Below are 17,948 nucleotides of genomic sequence, written 5' to 3' on the forward strand. Positions count from 1 at the left end.
TCCACGAAAAAGCCCGGCATTGCCGGGCTTTCACTACTCACTAATCACTAATCACTATTCGCTGCTCTCAGTGCTTCATCGCCTTGACGATGTCCTCCGTCATCTTCTTGGCATCGCCGAGTAGCATCATCGTGCCGTCCTTGTAGAACAGCGTGTTGTCGATGCCGGCATAACCGGAACCGAGCGAACGCTTGACGAAGAGGCAGGTCTTGGCCTTGTCCACGTCGAGGATCGGCATGCCGTAGATCGGCGAGGACTTGTCGTCGCGCGCCGCCGGATTGGTCACGTCGTTCGCGCCGATGACATAGGCGACGTCCGCCTGCGCAAACTCGGCATTGATATCCTCGAGCTCGAAGACCTCGTCATAGGGCACGTTGGCTTCCGCGAGCAGCACGTTCATATGGCCGGGCATGCGGCCCGCGACCGGGTGGATCGCATACTTCACCTCGACGCCGTGTTCCTTCAGCGTGTCGGCAAGCTCTTTCAGCGCGTGCTGCGCCTGCGCCACCGCCATGCCGTAGCCCGGCACGATGATGACCTTTTCGGCGTTCTGCATCAGGAAGGCCGCATCGTCGGCCGATCCCTGCTTCACCGTCCTGTCGGAATTGTCCGCCCCAGCGCCACCGCCATTGTCGGTGCCGAAGCCGCCGAGAATGACGGAGATGAAGGAGCGGTTCATGCCCTTGCACATGATGTAGGAGAGGATCGCACCCGACGACCCCACCAGCGCGCCGGTGATGATGAGCGCCAGGTTGCCGAGCGTGAAGCCGATGCCGGCGGCGGCCCAGCCGGAATAGGAGTTCAGCATCGACACAACGACCGGCATGTCGGCGCCGCCGATCGGCACGATGATGAGCACGCCGAGGATCAGCGAAAGCAGCACCACCAGCCAAAAATCGAAATGGCTTTCGGTCTGCACGAGGCCGATCATGAAAACGACGATCAGCACCAGGAGGCCGATATTGATGAAATGCCGGTAAGGCAGCATGATCGGCTTGCCGGACATGCGCCCGTCGAGCTTCAGGAAGGCAATGACGGAGCCGGTAAAGGTGATGGCGCCGATCGCCGCGCCAAGCGCCAGCTCGATGAGCGCCTGGCCGTGGATCGCGCCGATTTCGCCGATGCCGAAGGAATCCGGCGCATAGAGAGCCGCGGCCGCCACCATGACGGCGGCAAAGCCGACCAGCGAGTGGAAGCCGGCGACCAGCTGCGGCATCGCCGTCATCGGAATGGTGCGGGCGACATAGGCCCCTGCCCCACCGCCGATGGCGAGCGCCAGCACGATCAGCAGGAGGCCACCGAGGCTCGGGGTCGCCAGCAGCAGCGTCGTGCCGATGGCAATCCCCATGCCCACCATGCCGTAGGCATTACCCTTGCGGCTGGTGGTCGGATGAGAAAGACCACGGAGCGCCATGATAAACAGCACGCCGGAGACGAGATAGAGGAAGGCTGCGAGGTTCTGCGACATGTTTCTTCAGAACCCCTCAGCGATCTTTTTTCTTGTACATGGCGAGCATCCGGCTGGTCACCAGGAAGCCGCCGAAGATGTTCACCGAGACGAGCACCAGCGCGATGAAGCCGAAGCCGGTCGCAAGCCCGCTCGCGGCCACACCGACCGCCAGCAGCGCGCCGACGACGATGACCGAGGAGATGGCGTTGGTGACGGCCATCAGCGGCGTATGCAGCGCCGGCGTCACCGACCACACAACGTAATAGCCGACGAAGATCGACAGCACGAAGATCGCCAGGCGGAAGACGAAGGGATCAATCGCGCCGCCGGAAACGCCGTGCGCGGCGGCACCCACCGCATCGGCGACGGCAGGCGCCTGCTCGGCGGCGTTCCTGACGGCCGAAACCGCTTGATCGAGGCCTTCCAGCGCCTTGTTCATAATTTCATTCGCCATCAAAGCCCCTCCTTCTTCGCGGCATCGTCTTTCGCCGGTTTCCGGCGTGACCGGATGGCCTTTTCCGCCGGCGCGGCATCCGCCGAAGCAGGCTTGGACTTCCTCGGCGCGGCTTTCTTGGCCTTGGCAGGCGCGGCCGGCTCTCCGGTGATTGCCGCGGCAGCCGCCGCGAAGGCTGGATGCACCACCTTGCCGCCTTCGGGCGTCCAATGGGTCAGCATCGTCGCCTTGACGAGCTCATCCTCGGTATTGATCGCGAACTCCTTCGTCTGCTTGTCCACGAACGTTTCCAGGAAGGCGAAAAGATTGCGGGCATAGAGCGCCGAGGCGGAAGCAGCGACGCGACCGGGCACATTCGCATAGCCGATGACGGTGACGCCCTCGACCGTGGCGATCTGGCCCTTTTCAGAACCCTCGATATTGCCGCCGCGCTCGACGGCGAGATCGACGGCGACGGAGCCCGGCTTCATGGAGGCGAGCATGGCGCGCGTCACGAGGCGAGGTGCTTGCCGGCCGGGAATGAGCGCCGTGGTGATGACGATGTCCTGCTTGGCGATATGCTCGGCGACCAGTGCCGCCTGCTTGGCCTGATAGGCCTCCGACATCGGCTTGGCATAACCGGCGGCGGTTTCGGCCGCCTTGAACTCGTCGTCCTCGACCGCGATGAACTTCGCGCCGAGCGAGGCCACCTGCTCCTTGGCGGCGGGGCGCACGTCGGTTGCGGAAACGACCGCGCCGAGACGTCTTGCGGTGGCGATCGCCTGCAAACCGGCGACGCCTGCGCCCATGACGAAGACTTTGGCGGCGGGAACCGTGCCGGCGGCCGTCATCATCATCGGGATCGCGCGGCCATATTCGTGGCTCGCGTCGATCACGGCGCGATAGCCGGCAAGGTTGGCCTGGGACGACAGCACGTCCATGGACTGCGCACGGGTGATGCGCGGCATCAGCTCCATGGCGAAGGTGGAAAGCCCCGCTCTGGCCATCTCGGCCAGCGCGGCCTCGTTGCCATAAGGGTCCATGCAGGCGAAGACCGCCGCACCGGATTTACAGGATGAGATTTCAGCCGAAGCCGGCCGGTTGACCTTGAGCACGATATCGGCCGGCCGGGCATCCGCAGAGCGTCCGATGCGCGCGCCCGCCGCTTCGTACTCGGCATCGGGAATGCCCGACGCCACTCCTGCCCCGCTTTCCACCACGACGGAAAAGCCGAGGCCCGCAAGCCGTTTCACCGTTTCGGGTGAAGCGGCTACGCGCAGCTCCCCCTGGCCTTCGCGGCCGACAAATATCATCTTTGGCAAGAACCTGCCTCCTCCCGGTCAGAATCCCCCTCGGGACGGAGCAGCACTCCGTCCGCTAACTCCCATGCCTCCCCTGCCGCGCGATCAGCGCAGCAGCAGGAAACCGGCGATATTGAGGATGATGAAGAGGATGGTGGCGCCGAGGAAACCGGCCGTCGTGAAGAAACCGGCCGCCATGGCGATCAGCAGCACGACCAGGATCATGGTGCCCCACTTGGTACCTGCAATGAACAGGTCGTAGGTGCTCTCATGCTCCTCGTAATTCATCGGCGCGCCCGTTTCCACCGGTCCGCTGTGATGATCGTCCATCAATCCGTCTCCTTCAGACAACCGCTCCGCCAAGCCGCGGAAAAGGCGGCTCTAGCGGGCGGAGAAACCCTCGCTACCGTTCCGAATCCTGCCCTCGGACAGGACGGAACGCCCGTTCTGGCCTTACACAAAGCCGCCGCAAAGCGCAATGCCACCTCGGCGCCACATCGGTACGCTGCGGCGTCAGGCCACGTAGGCCATTTCGGGCGAGCCCGGACGCACCGCGCGCCGTGCGGTCGGCAGGATGRTAAGGGGCGCCAGATCGAAGCGCGAGGACCGCTCGAACATCATCCGGCGCTCATATGCCTCGGATTGGAAAACGGGGAAGCGTCGCATCAGCTTCGAGCGTATCTCCCGGGTCCGCGAGGCAAGCAGGGTCAGGTCGAAGCCGTAGGTCTTGGTCATGGTGGGCGGCACGACGGTATCCGCGTAGAAGAACCGCTTGTAGAATGCGGCATGCGCCGGCCGGATATGCTGCAGCATCCGATCCGCATCGAAATGGATGGCCGCCATGATGGTCGGCCTGACGGTGAGATAGGGCAAGGTCGAGCGTTCGTTCGCAAACTCGGCGTCGATGGCGAACCGGGCCGGATCGATCAGCGTCAGGCCGGCATCGAGAAACGCATTGATCGCGTCGGGAAAAACGCCGCTCGATTGGCTGACCCGATGCTCCGGCGTCACATAATGGATCCGCAGCGTGCTAACGAGTTCTTCGTAATAGTAAACACCGAAGACATAGGCATGGCTGTCGAAGTCTGTTTCGTCCAGCATGCTGCGCGCCGCAACCGGCAGCACGTTATGTGCCTTGTAGGCCTTGTAACGGAGCCTGGCTATATCTTCGAAATCCTCGTTACTTTGAATGCGGCGGTATTCGATATGGTCAAGGGTCTCCAGAAGCCTGGACGAGAAACTTCCATCTGTGCTGTTTTGATCTATCCACATCTTGGCAATCCTTGGCTGTTTACCAAGAATTAACCCTACACCGCGCGGCTACCGCAATGCACCAAAAGCAAAGTTTAATAGAATTTTAAGTGTTATGGTTAACGGAAAAGGCCATTCCGGCTCAAAACCCTGGATTGCGGCAGAATATCGGCTGCAAGCCGCTCAGCCGATGGTGCTGAGAGCGCGGGTTCGAGGGCCTTTGCGGCTGCGCCGAACGACGCCGGCGGATTTGGCGGGAGAGCCCGGCTTCGAGGCAAGTTCCTCTATCGCATCGGCGGGAACGGGCGGCGAAAAGACATATCCCTGCACCAGATCGGCGAAATCGTGCTGGTTGATCAGCGCGAGCTGCCCCTCCGTCTCCACGCCTTCGAGAACGACCTTCAGGCCGAGTTCGCGCGACAGGTGGACGATGCCGCTCAGGAGCTTGAGATGCCGCGGCTCTCCCTCGATGTCCTTCACGAAGGCGCGGTCGATCTTGACGATATCCAGCGGCAGGGAATGCAGATAGCTGAGGCTGGAGAAACCCGTTCCGAAATCGTCGATCGCGATGGTGACGCCCTTCGCCCTGAAAAGGTTGAGTATGGCGCTGACGGCAACCGGTTCGTTCATGAAGCAGCTCTCCGTCACCTCCAGATGAAGCCTCGAAGGTTCCAACCCGTATTTCGAGAGCACATCCGCCGCATAGGCGACGAGATCGGAATTCTGCAGATCGTGTATCGAAAGATTGACGGAAACCGGTATCGGGCTCTTCCAGGAGGCGCAATCACGGCAGGCCTGCTCGATGACGAACCGGGTGATCTGCGAAACGAGCGCCATATCCTCGGCAAGCGGAATGAAGACGTTCGGGCCGATCAGGCCCTTTTCCGGATGTTTCCAGCGGACCAGCGCCTCGAAGCATTCGACCTGCGAACCGTCCGGCCGGTACATGGGCTGATAGACGACGTACAGGCCGCGGTCCTCGATAGCCTGGCGCAGATCGGCCCTGAGCTTCTGTTCCTCCACATAGCGGGCATCCATTTCCTCGCGGAAGAAGGTGAGCGTTCCGTTGCCCCTGGATTTCGCATCGTTGAGGGCAAGGTCGGCCCTGATCTGCCAGTTCTCCATATCGAAGCCGCCGGCTCCATCGATGACGCAGCCGCCGTTCATCGACACGGTGAGGCGCAGGTCTCCGATCGGATAACTTCCCTGAATCCTGGCATGGAGCTCCCTGATGCGCTGCTCGAGAGCGGCGCGATTATCGCCCCCCGCTATCAACAGCACGAACTCGTCGCCGATCAGGCGGCCCGCCACGACATCGTCTCCGGCAAGTGCGGCCATGCGCATACCGATGAAGGCCAGCAGCCGGTCGCCGACCACATGCCCGCGCATGTCATTGACATGCTTGAACCCGTCGACATCGAGAACGAGGAGGGCGGCAAGAGCGTTTTCGTCGACAGCCTGAAGCTTTCCGATTGCAAGCTCGCTGAAGTAACCGCGGTTCGGCAGGGCCGTCAGCGCGTCGAAACGAACCATGTGCAGGATCTTCTCCTCGGTCGCCACGCGCGCACTGACATCCTCGAAGATGAGAACGACGCCGCCATCGGAGCGGTGGCTGGCGGAAAACTCCAGATGACGGCCCTCGCCGAACTGCAGCAGCGCACGGCGCTGCGCTCCCTCGGCAAGGCGCGCCACCTGCCACATGATGGTCTCGGACGGCGTGACGGCGGCCTCACGCAGCACCGTCACCAGATCGCGATCCTTCACCTCGGCGACCGGATCAAGATGGAGAAGGTCGCGCGCCTGGCGGTTGATCACCTCGATCTTGCCATCGCCATCAAGCATGACGAGGCCATGCGCCATGGTCTTGAGAGCGGTATCGAAGCGCCCGGCTATGACCGTGATGTCGCGGGTCGCGATGACGTTCTCATAAAGGAAGTCCCGAACGCCCATGGCCATGGAGCGCGTCGTCAGGCCGAAGGGAATGAGCAGCAGCGACATCAGCGCCAGGTGTAATTGGCCTGAGAGAAGGCAGGCGCCCATGATCGGCAGACAGCATGCCATCGTCTGGTAATCCACCGCATGACGCGAACCGTAATTGCGTCCCACGATCGACATCATGGAACCCAGCGTCATCGCGATGCAGGTGAAGGCGGCGAACGTATTCTGAAGAACGAGCAGCGCATAGCCGCTCGCGATGCCGAGCAGCAGGGCGGTCAATGCCGCCCCGACGACATAGCCGCACTCGACCTTGGCGATCTCCCGGCGAGACAAGGATTGCTTGTCCATCTTGTCGAATTTCGCAAAGCCGACCATGCGGTAGGCAAAGACCGCCATGAAACTCGCGGCCATGGCGAGATAGAATACGGAACCGGTACTGCTGAATACGATGAAGCACCAGACGACATGGACGACCACGCCGGTCACAAGCGTACCGCGATTTCCGAACAGCGAACTGACGAACGACAGATAGACATCTGTCGGCAACGTCTTCGCTTCCATCTGCTTCATCGGGCTCATCCCTAATTCCGCGGCGAACAGTGAAGAAAACACTTTAAAATTTGCTTGTCGGACCTGATCTTCCCCCATAGCGATCTAGGGGTTCGCCGCAATATGCTTAACAAACTTTCAATGAAATCGGTAAACTTTAAAGCTCTCCCCACGATCTAAGGCAAGCGGCGCCGAACAATCAGCCGTGCAGAACCTGAAAACACGCCGCCAATAACCGCTTTTCTTTTCAGAAGCGTTGGTTTACATCGCCTCCAAGGCGGCCGGGAGAAAAAGGAGCCGCCGGGAGAATGGGAACATATGTCGGCACTTCTGAAGTTCAGTGCTCTGATCGACCGCGTCAGTGAGGTCATCGGAAGGTTTTCGGGATACCTCGTTCTGGCCTGTTGCATGATCAGCGCCGCCAACGCCTGCATTCGTTATCTTTTCAATTACAGTTCGAACGGCTGGCTCGAGATACAATGGTATCTCTTCGCATTCATCGTGCTCCTCGGCGCCTCTCATACGCTGCGGCTCAATGAGCATGTGCGTGTCGACCTCATCTACGGCGCCGTCTCCGACCGCGTCCGGCTCTGGATCGACATTCTCGGCCTCGTCTTCTTCCTGATACCCGCCTGCCTCTATCTCGCCTGGCTGTCCTGGCCCTTCTTCACCGTCTCCTATACCCAGGGCGAGATGTCGTCGAACGCCGGCGGTCTCATACGCTGGCCGGTCAAGCTCATCATCGTTTCCGGTTTTGCCCTGCTCGCGCTTCAGGGGCTCTCGGAACTGGTGAAGCGGATTGCCGGCCTCAAGGGCCTGCTCCGGGTCGACACCACCTACGAAAAGCCGCTTCAATAAAATCAATGCTTCGGGGGGAATAAGCGCGCATGTTCGAATACGGCATAATGCCGCCGGCAATGTTCCTGGGCATGATCATCTTCATGCTCTACGGCTTCCCGGTCGCTTTCTCGCTATCGGCCGTCGGCCTTTTCTTCGGCCTTCTCGGCATCGCCACCGGCCACTTCGACTTCGCCTTCCTCCAGGCGCTTCCGCTGCGCATCTTCGGCATCGTCTCGAACGACCTGCTGCTCGCCATCCCCTTCTTCACCTTCATGGGCGCGATACTCGAGCGCTGCGGCCTTGCCGAGGACCTGCTGGAGGGAACCGGCAAGCTCTTCGGCGCGATCCCCGGCGGCCTCGCCTATGCGGTAATCCTGGTCGGCGCCATCCTCGGCGCAATCACCGGCACGGTTGCGGCATCCGTCATCACCATRGGTGTGATCTCGCTGCCGATCATGCTGAAATACGGCTACAGTCCGCGGCTCGCCACCGGCGTCATCGCAGCGTCCGGCACGATCACCCAGGTCATCCCGCCCTCGCTCGTGCTGATCGTGCTCGCCGACCAGCTCGGCCGCTCGGTCGGTGACATGTATCTCGGCGCGATTGGCCCCTCGATCCTGCAGGTCGTCATCTTCATGCTCTTCATCCTCGGCCTGTCGATCTTCCGGCCGAAGGACGTACCGCCGCTTCCGCCGGAGGCGCGCGGCGAACTGAACATGGCGCTCGTGATCCGCGTGCTGTGGGGCATGATCCCCTCGATCGTGCTGATCTTCCTCGTGCTCGGCACCATCTTCATGGGGCTCGCGACCCCGACCGAAGCCGGCGCGCTCGGCGTCGTCGGCGCCATGGTTCTGGCCGCGCTGCACCGCCGCCTCACCTGGGACCTCGTCCGCCAGGGCATRCACTCGACCATGACGATCACCTCCATGGTGGTCTTCATCCTGGTCGGCGCCACCTGCTTCAGCCTCGTCTTCCAGGGCATGGATGGCGGACACTGGATCGAATACCTGCTGTCGCACGTGCCGGGCGGTGCGATCGGCTTCCTGATCTTCGTCAATATCTTCATCTTCTTCCTGGCCTTCTTCCTCGATTTCTTCGAGATCGCCTTCATCGTTCTGCCGCTGCTCGCGCCCGTCGCGCAGTCGCTCGGCATCGACCTGATCTGGTTTGGTGTATTGCTCTGCATCAACATGCAGACGAGCTTCATGCATCCGCCATTCGGCTTCGCCCTGTTCTATCTGCGCTCGATCGCGCCCAAGACGGTGAAGACCAAGGACATCTATCTCGGAGCCATCCCGTGGCTCGGCATGCAGCTCATCCTCGTCGCGATCGTCATCTTCTGGCCGGAGTCGGTCACCTACTGGCTGGACAAGGCGGCCGATGTGGACCTCAACACGATCAAGATCGAGGTGCCCGGCTTCGGTTCGGGCGGCGGCGGAAACCAGATGCCGAACTTCGGGCTTCCGCCGATGGAGGGCGCACCCGGCCAGCCTGCGCCACCCAGCCAGCCGGCCATGCCGAACCTCAGGCAGCCGCCGCAGATCAATCCTTGAGGTGGAGCATCGCTTGTCAGCCCGACGACGAAGGCTTATATTCGGAGTGGAGGGCAGGGCTGCAACCCTACCCTCCCTTTACTAACGTTTCTGGAATCTGAACCGGACAGCTATTGACCAGCTCGTCCGGTTTTTCCTGAACAGTAGCGTAATGCTCATTCGCATCACCTCCGGTTCGAGAGCAAGGCTCTTGCCTAAGTCGGTGAAGCCCGTCTTCACCGATGCTCCGGCTGGCCTCGGAGCGCTCTGCTTCTGCCCCCAAACATCGCGACAACACATAAAAGGTTGCAGTTGTCGATACGGCACAACCCGCGACGCCAAGCAACGAAAACCCCGGATCTTTCGATCCGGGCTCGCTGAAAACCGATCTTCAACAGCCGCTTAGAGCTTGCCGTTGCGCTGCTGGATCATCATGAAGGTATCGAAGGTGTATTCCGAAAGCTGCATCCAGAGATAGCCTTCCTTTTTGAAGGCCACCTGGTCCTCGTAGATCTTCTTGAAGGATTCATTCGAGGCCGAAATCTCCTTGTAGACCTCAAGGGACGCGTTGTAGCAGGCTTCCAGGATTTCCTGGCTGAACGGCCGCAGAACCGCACCCTCGGCGACGATCTGCTTGATCGCCGTCGGGTTTTTCGCGTCGTACTTCGCCATCATGCTGGTATTGGCATAGGCGCAGGCATCGATGAGCGCCGCCTGGTAGTTCTTCGGCAGGCTGTTCCACTTGTCGAGATTGACCATCGCGTGGATGACCGGACCGCCCTCCCAGAAGGCCGGATAGTAATAATACTTGGCCACCTTGTAGAAACCGAGTTTGTGGTCGTCATAGGGGCCGACCCATTCGGCCGCATCGATCGTGCCCTTTTCCAGCGCTGGGTAAATATCGCCGCCGGCAATCTGCTGCGGCACGGCGCCGAGCTTTTCAAGCACCTTGCCGGCAATGCCCGCGATGCGCATCTTGACGCCCTTGAAGTCGTCGACCRTATTGATTTCCTTGCGGAACCAGCCGCCCATCTGGGCACCGGTATTGCCCGCGATCATGCCGTAGAGATTGTGTTTGGCATAGAACTCGTTGAGCAGCGTGTTGCCGTTGCCCTCGTAGAACCAGGAATTGGTGAGCCGAGCATTGAGGCCGAAGGGAATGGCGGTGCCGATCGCAAAGGTCGGGTCCTTGCCCACATAATAGTAAGAGCAGGTGTGGCACATCTCCACCGTGCCCGAGCTCACCGCATCGGCCGCCTGCAGGCCGGGCACGATTTCGCCCGCCGCGAAGGGCTGAATGGTGAAATTGCCGCCGGTTGCTTCCGAAACATGCCTGGTAATGTCTTCCGCGCCACCGAAAATCGTGTCGAGCGACTTCGGAAACGAAGACGTCAGGCGCCAGGTGATTTTCGGGTTTTCCTGCGCGATGGCCGGAGCGGCAAGCACCGTCCCGGCCGCGGCACCCGCCCCCATTACGGCTGCCTTCTTGAAAAATGCACGACGATCCATGAAATACCTCCCATAGGACACTGCAGGGGCTTCCGTTCCCATTTCCCCTAGTCCTGCGGCGAAGTAAACATGTTGCACAATGGCTTGCAAGCGGTAGTGCTAATATTCCTTGAACTGCAGACCTCTTCCCGAGTTATACTTTGGTCTGCCTCCGGTCGCGGTCAATTGGCGAGGTATTTCAAAGAGAAGATGCCTGCTCCCCGTGTAAGATCAGATCGCCCCGAAAGACGGCCCAACTTGACTTGAGCCGGGTTCCGGAGCGACAACCAAGCCGATTGCAAACCGCCTGCCCGCGCCGGRGAATTCCATGCCGAAACCCATCATCGCCGTTCCAGCCGACATCCGCGAAATCGAAGGCGCGGTATGGCATGCCTCGCCGAACCAGTACGTTCAGGCGGCGCTCAAGGTCGCGGGCGCGATGTCCTTCATTGTCCCCGCCTTCGAGGACGGCAATGAGATCGATGCCATTCTCGACCGGGTGGACGGCGTGCTCGTCTCCGGCTCGGCGACCAACGTGCATCCTTCGCTTTACGGAAAGGAGGCCGCGGAAGGCGATGGTCCGTTCGATCCCGCCCGCGACGCGACCTCCCTGCCGCTGATCCGCCGGGCGATCGATCGCGGCATTCCGCTTCTCGCCATCTGCCGCGGCATACAGGAGCTGAACGTGGCGCTCGGCGGTACGTTGGCGAGCGAAATCCAGGAGCAGCCGGGCATCTGGGATCACCGCAAGCCAAACGTGCCTGAGCGCGACAAGGCCTATGCGATCCGTCAGCCGGTGATCGTGCAGGAAGGCTCCTGCATCGCCAATTATCTCGGCCTCGCCGGCGAAATCCAGGTCAACTCCCTGCACCGGCAGGCAATCGCCGAAACCGCGCCGCGGCTAAAGGTCGAGGCCACCGCCGAGGATGGCACCATAGAGGCCGTCTCCGTCATCGATGCGAAGAATTTCGCCGTCGGCGTGCAATGGCATCCCGAATACTGGGCCGAAACGGACGCTCCCTCACGCGCCCTTTTCGAAGCCTTCGGCGATGCGGTGCGCGCCTTCGCCGCCTCCAGGACGCGGGTTAGCCGCGGCGAACCGGCGTTTCCGGAACCGGCGTAAGCACCTGCCCTTCGCGGAACCAGCCGATCAGGTTGTTGACGACGAGGTCCGCCATCGCATTGCGCGTCGGCACGGAAGCCGAAGCGACATGCGGCAGCAGGCTGACATTCGGGAATTCCAGCAGTTCGGCCGGCACATTCGGCTCGTCATAGAAGACGTCGAGCCCCGCACCGGCGATCGTGCCGTTCCGAAGGGCCGCGATCAGCGCATCCTCATCCACGCTGGTGCCGCGCCCGACATTGATGAAGACGCCCTGCGGCCCGAGCGCCGAGAATATCTCCGCATTGAAGAGCTTGTGGGTCTCGGCGGTGCCCGGCAGCACGGAAATCAGCGTATCCACCTCCTCGGCCATAGCCCTCAGCGAGGCATAGTGGGTATAGGCCAGCCCCTCGCGCGGCGTGCGGGTGTGATAACCGATCCTGACCTTGAACGGCTCCAGACGGCTTGCGATCTCGCGGCCGATGCGGCCGAGCCCGACAATGCCAACATGCCGGCCCTTGAGCGATAGCGGCACGAGCGGAAACGGGCCTTCGGCCTTCCAGCGCCCTTCGCGAAGCCAGGTCTCCGCCTGAGGCAGGCGGCGCACCGTGTTGAGCAACAGCGCGATGGCCGTATCCGCCACCTCGTCGTTCAGCACGTCCGGCGTGTTCGTCACCACGATACCGCGTTCGGCCGCTTTCAGCGTATTTACGCCGTCATACCCTACGCCGAAATTGGCGATGACCTCGAGATTTGGGAGCCGGTCGAACCATTCCGGCGCGAAGAGGCCTGAAACGGCAACGCCGCGCACCCGGGCGAGAACGGCCGGATCAATCCCGACCGCCGGCTCCTTCGACGCCGTGACCAGCTCGAAAGTTTCTCCGAGCCGCTCCAGGACGCGCGGATGAATTCTACCGGGCACGAGCACGGCGGCGAGCTTTTCCGACATAGCAAACCTCTTTGTGAACGAACTTCAGGAACGCGGGCGATGGATGCCGGTCGATTGGCGGATGCGCATTTCCGGCTTGATGAGATGCAGGCCGTCCGGCTCATGGCTGCCGGCGAGGCGGTCGAGCAGCGCGCGTGCGGCCAGCCTGCCGACTTCCGCCTGCCCGTTGGAAACGGTGGTAAGCGCCGGCGTGGCGATCGAGGCCTCCTCCAGATCGTCGTAACCGGTCACCGAAATATCCTGGCCAGGCACGAAGCCGGCGCGGGCGATGCCGTTCATCAGGCCGATCGCCACGAGATCGTTCCAGCAGACGGCGGCCGTCGGCTTCTGCGGCAGCGAGAGGAAATGCACCGCCGCCTCGAACCCGCCCTGCTTGGAACGCGGACCGGGGATACGCAGGTTCGGATCGACCTCGATCCCGGCCTTGCGCAGCGCATTCACATAGCCCTGATAGCGGTCGCGGCCGGTCGAAGTCTGATCCGTGCCGCCGATCATGGCGATCACACGATGCCCGAGCCCGATCAGGTGATTGGTGGCGAGCGAAATGCCATAGGCGTCGTCGCCGCGATAGGTCGGCAGGTCGACGCCCTCCATCGAGCGGGCGACAAGGATCGCCGGCATGCCGTTCTGCTCCGCGAGCGTCGCATCCTCGACCGGCGTGCCGATCGCGGGCGACATGATGACGCCGTCGCCGCCGAGCTGCAGCAGCGTTTCGATGAAGGTCCGCTGCTTCTCGACGGAATCGTAATGGTTGGAAAGGATGAAAGTGTGCCKGCTGCGATCCAGCTCGGTCTCGATGGCCTTGAGAATTTCGCCGTAGAACGGGTTCATGATGTCGTGCACCACGACGCCGATGATGCCTGAGCGGGAGGTCCGGAGACTGGCGGCGCGGCGATTGTAGATATAACCGAGCGCGCGGGCCTGTTCCTTGATCTTCTCGCGGGTATCGGTCGCGACCAGCGGACTGTCGCGCAAGGCAAGCGAAATGGTCGCGGTCGAAAGCCCCAGGCTTTCCGCGATGGTCGATAACTTGATCTTCTGAGCCACGCCCCCTCCCCGAGACAGAACAGCCGATCCGTAGCCGGCCGCATTAAATGTTTAAATAAACAATTTAATTCGGCGCAGCAATCCCGCAAGAGGGAATTTCCGGTGAGAAATCAATCGTCCCCGAGTGCAGGCTGAAGGTTCTGGTCCACCGCCCTGAGGAGTTTGAGGAGTGTTCGGACCTCCTTGTCCGACAGTCCCCTCGTCGCCAGCGATCCGCAATCGGCGACCGAGCGACCGATCTGCTCGACGTTTTCCCGGCCGGCCGGCGTCAGGTGCACCTTGGTGAGTCGCCCGTCCATCCCGTCCGCCCGCCGCTCCAGAAAGCCCTGAGCTTCCATACGGCCGATGGTGCGAGTCATGGTGGGAGCTTTCACGCCGAGGCGCTGTGCAAGCTGGCCCGGCGTCAGACCGTCCTCTCCGGCGAGCGTCAGGATCACTCCGTCCTGCCCCGCATAGAGGCCGCTTTCCGCAAGGCTGCGGCTAAGCGCCGTGCGCATCGAGCGCGCCGTCTGCGTGACCGCAGCCGCCAGATCGGCGGCCCCGAGACCCGCGAGATCCTTCTTCTTGCCGCCCTTGGCTTTCTTGTCGCCCTTCTTCTTGCTCATCTGCGTCGACCGTCCTTGTCCACTTCGAGCGTGGCTGTATCCTAAGCCGCGCCTATCCATAACCAAACCTGGGAATCATCGCCAGATGCCTAATCCACTACCGCGCTATCACGACAATGATCCGAAGCTCGCATCTGTGGACAGGCGGGACTGGATCGCCGTGCTGCCGCTCGGCGCCCATGAACAGCACGGGCCGCACCTGCCGTTCGAAACGGATACGCTGATTGCCGAAGGTTTGGCCGCCCGCGTCATCGAGGCTCTGCCCGCGGGCCTGCCTGTGAGCTTCCTGCCGGTCGAGCCGGTCGGCTACTCGATCGAGCACATGGATGTGGCCGGCACTAGGACGCTCGCCTTCGACGAGGCCGTCAACCGATGGCTCGGCATTGCCGAGCGCCTTTCCGGTGAAGGCATCCGCAAATTCGTGATGCTGAACGCCCATGGCGGCAACTCGCCGCTGATGACGATCGTCGCGACCGAGGCGCGGGTGCGCTTGGGGATGTTGGCGGTCACGACGAGCTGGACCCGCTTCGGCCTGCCGGAAGGGATCATCACGCCCGAGGAAAAGGCTATCGACATCCATGGCGGCGATATCGAGACCTCGGTGATGCTGGCGCTACACCCCGACAAGGTGGACATGGCCAAGGCCGCGGACTTCTCTTCGCGGCAATCGGAATTCACCCGCCAGTTCCGGCATCTGCGCGCCTATGGTCCCCATGCCTTTGGTTGGAGGATGACGGACCTCAATGCAAAGGGCGTGGCCGGCAATGCCGCCGCCGCAAGCGCCGAAAAGGGCGAGGCGTTCCTCGCCCATGCGGTAAAGGGCATCATCGAATTGCTGGAGGATGTGGCGAAGTTCGACGCGGAAATGCTGAACTGAGTTCTCCGCATCGGCGGGTTGCCTTACCTCGGCATTTCGACGATCGCAGAAACGAGGCGACGTACGACGGGAAGCACCACCAGCAGGCAGGGAAAAGCGACAATCCAGGACATGGCCCAGGCGCTGGGCCAATTCGCAAGGAACAGGTTGCCGAACCCCACGCTCATGACAGTGGCGACCRCCGAAACGATCGCCGACATGAAGACCGAAAGCACCAACGGCATCACGAACGGACCATATGATGCGGGCAGCTTTCTCAACCGTGAGTTTTTCCTGATATCAGCCATGCTTGCTCTCCTTGACTGGGGCCTGCGACCATCCCCGAAGTTTCGAACAGCTTCGAAATAGGCTGTTGCGAAAAGCGGTACAATCATCGTAGAAATCCATTCTTATTATCGAAAAGCGATATAATCGGATGAGTAGGCTTGCGGATCTCGAAGCGTTCGTGGCGGTTGTCGAACAAGGCAGCCTGACGGATGCCGCCCGCCATCTCCGCCGGTCGCTTCAGGCCGTCAGCCGCTCGCTCGCATCTCTTGAATCGGATGTCGGGGTTCAGCTCGTCCACCGCACGACCCGCCAATGCAGCACGAGCGAAGCCGGGCAGGATTTCTATGAGCGGGTGAAGCCCGCCGTGGCGGAAATCAGGGAAGCGGAGCTGGAGGCGAACAACCGTCGTTCCGAACCGTCGGGCATTCTGCGCATCGGTGCGCCGGTCCAGTTCGGCCCGCAATTCCTCGTTCCCGTCATCGCGGAATACATGCGGACCTTCCCCGGAGTAGAGGTCGATCTCCAGCTTTCCGATGCGCTCACCGATTTATCCTCGGCAGGATTGGACCTGGTGGTGAGGATCGCCGAACTGCCGGATTCGGGGCTGCAGGGAAGACGGCTGGGCGCGCTCCGGAGGGTGGTTTTCGGCGCTCCGGCCTATTTCGAGCGCCACGGCCGGCCCACGCATCCCGCCGAGTTGCGGCAGCACTCCTGCATCGTGCGGGCGGTCGACCAGCGGTCGGGGCAATGGCCGTTTCTGATCGACGGCAAGCCCCGCATGATTACGGTCGGCGGGCCGTTCCGCGCCAACACGATCGCCGCCGTCTATTCGGCCGTAACCCACGGTCTCGGCATCGGATTTTCTCCGCTGTGGCAGGTCCGGCATCTGCTCGACGACGGCAAGGTCGAGCTCGTTCTGGGGGAATTCGAGCCGAAACCGGTTCCGATCCACGTGCTTTGGCAGGAGAACCGGTTCCCTCCGGCAAAGGTCCGCGCCTTCGTGGACCTCCTGGCGGCGCGCCTCAAGCTGACAGGCCTTTGACCGCCGCCCCACGATGTGACCTTATAACATATGAAACCCTTTGAACTCGCCGCGCCAAGCTCTTATATGAGGCCGACAGATTTCAAGCGCCCATCCGGCGACATCTCATTTCCGAGGTTTTCCATGACCGATACCGCCACGCAAAAGCCCGTTCCCGTCACCGTGCTCACCGGCTATCTCGGCGCCGGCAAGACGACGCTTCTCAACCGCATCCTTTCCGAAAGCCACGGCAAGAAATACGCGGTCATCGTCAACGAATTCGGCGAGATCGGCATCGACAACGATCTGATCGTGGAGTCCGACGAGGAAATCTACGAGATGAACAACGGCTGCGTCTGCTGTACCGTTCGCGGCGACCTGATCCGAGTCGTGGAAGGCCTGATGCGCCGCCCCGGCCGCTTCGACGGCATCATTGTGGAAACCACCGGTCTTGCCGATCCGGTGCCGGTCGCCCAGACCTTCTTCATGGACGACGACGTTCGTTCCAAGACCGAACTCGATGCGGTCGTTGCCCTTGTAGATGCCAAGCACCTGCCGCTTCGCCTGAAAGACAGCCGCGAGGCAGAAGACCAGATCGCGTTTGCCGATGTCGTCATCGTCAACAAGACCGATCTCGTGACGCCGGAGGAACTGGCGGTCGTCGAGGATGTCGTTCGCGCCATCAACCCGACGGCGCGCATCTACAAGACGAGCCGTTCCGGCGTCGATCTCGCCCGGGTGCTGGATCAGGGCGCCTTCAATCTCGAGCGCGCGCTGGAAAACGATCCGCACTTCCTGGAGCACGGCCATGAGGACCATGTCTGCGGCCCGGATTGCGATCATGACCACGGGCACGACCATGGGCATCACCACCACGATCACGACCACCATCATCACGATCACGACCATGATCACCACCAACACCATCATGGCGATATGTCGCCGATCCATGACGTGACGGTGAAGTCGATCTCGCTTCGCGGCGGCGAAATGAACCCGGAACGCTTCTTCCCCTGGATCCAGAAGATCACCCAGACGGAAGGCCCGAACATCCTGCGCCTGAAGGGCATCATCGCCTTCAAGGGCGATGAGCAGCGCTATGTCGTGCAGGGCGTGCACATGATCGTCGAGGGAGATCACCAGCGCGCCTGGAAGGAAGGCGAAAAGCGCGAAAGCCGGCTCGTCTTCATCGGCCGCGAGCTTGACCGCGAGAAGATCGAGAAGAGCTTCCTGGCCTGCCAGGCAACGGCATGATGGCCTGCGCCTTCTTACGGCGCTTGCGGTTACCCCTCCCCAAC

17 protein-coding genes are annotated in these 17,948 nt (G+C 61.7%); 6 read left to right on the forward strand and 11 right to left on the reverse strand.

What is annotated here, in order from left to right:
- Nucleotides 1-67: 67 nt before the first annotated feature.
- The 6 genes from LCM4573_RS03270 to LCM4573_RS03295 form a co-directional block, all read right to left on the reverse strand.
- Nucleotides 68-1,468: an NAD(P)(+) transhydrogenase (Re/Si-specific) subunit beta gene (locus LCM4573_RS03270; protein WP_071004404.1), complete on the reverse strand. Its 1,401-nt coding sequence runs from the start codon at nt 1,466-1,468 to the stop codon at nt 68-70.
- A gap of 16 nt (nt 1,469-1,484) precedes the next feature.
- The gene (locus tag LCM4573_RS03275; RefSeq protein ID WP_071004406.1) at nt 1,485-1,904 is read right to left on the reverse strand and encodes an NAD(P) transhydrogenase subunit alpha; all 420 of its coding nucleotides are present in this window, start codon (nt 1,902-1,904) and stop codon (nt 1,485-1,487) included.
- Nucleotides 1,904-3,205 (reverse strand): Re/Si-specific NAD(P)(+) transhydrogenase subunit alpha, encoded by a 1,302-nt coding sequence (locus tag LCM4573_RS03280; protein ID WP_071004408.1) that lies wholly within the window; start codon nt 3,203-3,205, stop codon nt 1,904-1,906. The genes LCM4573_RS03275 and LCM4573_RS03280 overlap by 1 nt, the downstream gene beginning before the upstream one ends.
- 84 nt (nt 3,206-3,289) lie before the next feature.
- Nucleotides 3,290-3,514 carry an aa3-type cytochrome c oxidase subunit IV gene (locus LCM4573_RS03285; RefSeq protein ID WP_071004410.1) on the reverse strand — a complete coding sequence of 75 codons (225 nt, stop codon included), beginning with the start codon at nt 3,512-3,514 and terminating at the stop codon, nt 3,290-3,292.
- A 183-nt stretch (nt 3,515-3,697) separates the two neighbouring features.
- Nucleotides 3,698-4,456, reverse strand: coding sequence for an N-acyl amino acid synthase FeeM domain-containing protein (locus tag LCM4573_RS03290; protein ID WP_071004412.1), 759 nt, complete (start codon nt 4,454-4,456; stop codon nt 3,698-3,700).
- Between the two features lie 162 nt (nt 4,457-4,618).
- Nucleotides 4,619-6,952 carry a bifunctional diguanylate cyclase/phosphodiesterase gene (locus LCM4573_RS03295; RefSeq protein WP_071004414.1) on the reverse strand — a complete coding sequence of 778 codons (2,334 nt, stop codon included), beginning with the start codon at nt 6,950-6,952 and terminating at the stop codon, nt 4,619-4,621.
- A gap of 288 nt (nt 6,953-7,240) precedes the next feature.
- On the opposite strand from LCM4573_RS03295, the gene LCM4573_RS03300 reads away from it, so the two are divergent.
- Both LCM4573_RS03300 and LCM4573_RS03305 read left to right on the forward strand, forming a co-directional pair.
- Nucleotides 7,241-7,780, forward strand: coding sequence for a TRAP transporter small permease subunit (locus LCM4573_RS03300; protein WP_071004415.1), 540 nt, complete (start codon nt 7,241-7,243; stop codon nt 7,778-7,780).
- 29 nt (nt 7,781-7,809) lie between these two features.
- Nucleotides 7,810-9,315, forward strand: a complete 1,506-nt coding sequence (locus LCM4573_RS03305; RefSeq protein WP_071004417.1) for a TRAP transporter large permease subunit — start codon at nt 7,810-7,812, stop codon at nt 9,313-9,315.
- Between the two features lie 381 nt (nt 9,316-9,696).
- Here LCM4573_RS03305 and LCM4573_RS03310 read toward each other — a convergent pair whose 3' ends face one another.
- Entirely contained in the window at nt 9,697-10,803 is a 1,107-nt protein-coding gene (locus LCM4573_RS03310) for a TRAP transporter substrate-binding protein (RefSeq protein WP_071004419.1), read from the reverse strand.
- Between the two features lie 307 nt (nt 10,804-11,110).
- On the opposite strand from LCM4573_RS03310, the gene LCM4573_RS03315 reads away from it, so the two are divergent.
- Complete coding sequence (locus LCM4573_RS03315) at nt 11,111-11,905, forward strand: gamma-glutamyl-gamma-aminobutyrate hydrolase family protein (protein ID WP_071004421.1); 795 nt, start codon at nt 11,111-11,113, stop codon at nt 11,903-11,905.
- Here LCM4573_RS03315 and LCM4573_RS03320 read toward each other — a convergent pair.
- The 3 genes from LCM4573_RS03320 to LCM4573_RS03330 all read right to left on the reverse strand — a co-directional run bounded on the left by LCM4573_RS03320 (nt 11,868) and on the right by LCM4573_RS03330 (nt 14,485).
- Nucleotides 11,868-12,833, reverse strand: a complete 966-nt coding sequence (locus LCM4573_RS03320) for a 2-hydroxyacid dehydrogenase (RefSeq protein ID WP_071004423.1) — start codon at nt 12,831-12,833, stop codon at nt 11,868-11,870. The two genes, LCM4573_RS03315 and LCM4573_RS03320, sit on opposite strands and share 38 nt — an antisense overlap.
- A 24-nt stretch (nt 12,834-12,857) precedes the next feature.
- Nucleotides 12,858-13,880 (reverse strand): LacI family DNA-binding transcriptional regulator, encoded by a 1,023-nt coding sequence (locus LCM4573_RS03325; RefSeq protein ID WP_071004426.1) that lies wholly within the window; start codon nt 13,878-13,880, stop codon nt 12,858-12,860.
- A 110-nt stretch (nt 13,881-13,990) separates the two neighbouring features.
- Nucleotides 13,991-14,485 (reverse strand): MarR family winged helix-turn-helix transcriptional regulator, encoded by a 495-nt coding sequence (locus tag LCM4573_RS03330; protein ID WP_071004428.1) that lies wholly within the window; start codon nt 14,483-14,485, stop codon nt 13,991-13,993.
- 85 nt (nt 14,486-14,570) lie between these two features.
- Here LCM4573_RS03330 and LCM4573_RS03335 point away from each other — a divergent pair, with 85 nt between their 5' ends.
- Entirely contained in the window at nt 14,571-15,362 is a 792-nt protein-coding gene (locus LCM4573_RS03335) for a creatininase family protein (RefSeq protein WP_071004430.1), read from the forward strand.
- 23 nt (nt 15,363-15,385) lie between these two features.
- Here the strand turns inward: LCM4573_RS03335 and LCM4573_RS03340 are convergent, their stop codons facing one another.
- Nucleotides 15,386-15,649 carry a DUF2798 domain-containing protein gene (locus LCM4573_RS03340; RefSeq protein WP_071004431.1) on the reverse strand — a complete coding sequence of 88 codons (264 nt, stop codon included), beginning with the start codon at nt 15,647-15,649 and terminating at the stop codon, nt 15,386-15,388.
- A gap of 128 nt (nt 15,650-15,777) precedes the next feature.
- On the opposite strand from LCM4573_RS03340, the gene LCM4573_RS03345 reads away from it, so the two are divergent.
- On the forward strand, nt 15,778-16,671 hold the full coding sequence (locus LCM4573_RS03345; RefSeq protein WP_071004433.1) for a LysR family transcriptional regulator: 894 nt from the start codon (nt 15,778-15,780) through the stop codon (nt 16,669-16,671).
- Nucleotides 16,672-16,794: 123 nt separating this feature from the next.
- Nucleotides 16,795-17,904 (forward strand): GTP-binding protein, encoded by a 1,110-nt coding sequence (locus LCM4573_RS03350; RefSeq protein WP_071005163.1) that lies wholly within the window; start codon nt 16,795-16,797, stop codon nt 17,902-17,904.
- Nucleotides 17,905-17,948 lie beyond the last annotated feature (44 nt).

It is taken from the genome of Rhizobium sp. LCM 4573 (genome assembly GCF_001854865.1).
In the GTDB taxonomy this organism is placed as follows: Bacteria; Pseudomonadota; Alphaproteobacteria; order Rhizobiales; family Rhizobiaceae; genus Neorhizobium.

Excerpts from the sequence above, each read along its gene's own strand:
- LCM4573_RS03270 (WP_071004404.1), bottom strand. The coding sequence starts at position 1,468 with ATGTCGCAGAACCTCGCAGCCTTCCTCTATCTCGTCTCCGGCGTGCTG.
- LCM4573_RS03275 (WP_071004406.1), bottom strand. The coding sequence starts at position 1,904 with ATGGCGAATGAAATTATGAACAAGGCGCTGGAAGGCCTCGATCAAGCG.
- LCM4573_RS03285 (WP_071004410.1), bottom strand. The coding sequence starts at position 3,514 with ATGGACGATCATCACAGCGGACCGGTGGAAACGGGCGCGCCGATGAAT.
- LCM4573_RS03295 (WP_071004414.1), bottom strand. The coding sequence starts at position 6,952 with ATGAGCCCGATGAAGCAGATGGAAGCGAAGACGTTGCCGACAGATGTC.
- LCM4573_RS03300 (WP_071004415.1), top strand. The coding sequence starts at position 7,241 with ATGTCGGCACTTCTGAAGTTCAGTGCTCTGATCGACCGCGTCAGTGAG.
- LCM4573_RS03315 (WP_071004421.1), top strand. The coding sequence starts at position 11,111 with ATGCCGAAACCCATCATCGCCGTTCCAGCCGACATCCGCGAAATCGAA.
- LCM4573_RS03320 (WP_071004423.1), bottom strand. The coding sequence starts at position 12,833 with ATGTCGGAAAAGCTCGCCGCCGTGCTCGTGCCCGGTAGAATTCATCCG.
- LCM4573_RS03330 (WP_071004428.1), bottom strand. The coding sequence starts at position 14,485 with ATGAGCAAGAAGAAGGGCGACAAGAAAGCCAAGGGCGGCAAGAAGAAG.
- LCM4573_RS03335 (WP_071004430.1), top strand. The coding sequence starts at position 14,571 with ATGCCTAATCCACTACCGCGCTATCACGACAATGATCCGAAGCTCGCA.
- LCM4573_RS03345 (WP_071004433.1), top strand. The coding sequence starts at position 15,778 with ATGAGTAGGCTTGCGGATCTCGAAGCGTTCGTGGCGGTTGTCGAACAA.
- LCM4573_RS03350 (WP_071005163.1), top strand. The coding sequence starts at position 16,795 with ATGACCGATACCGCCACGCAAAAGCCCGTTCCCGTCACCGTGCTCACC.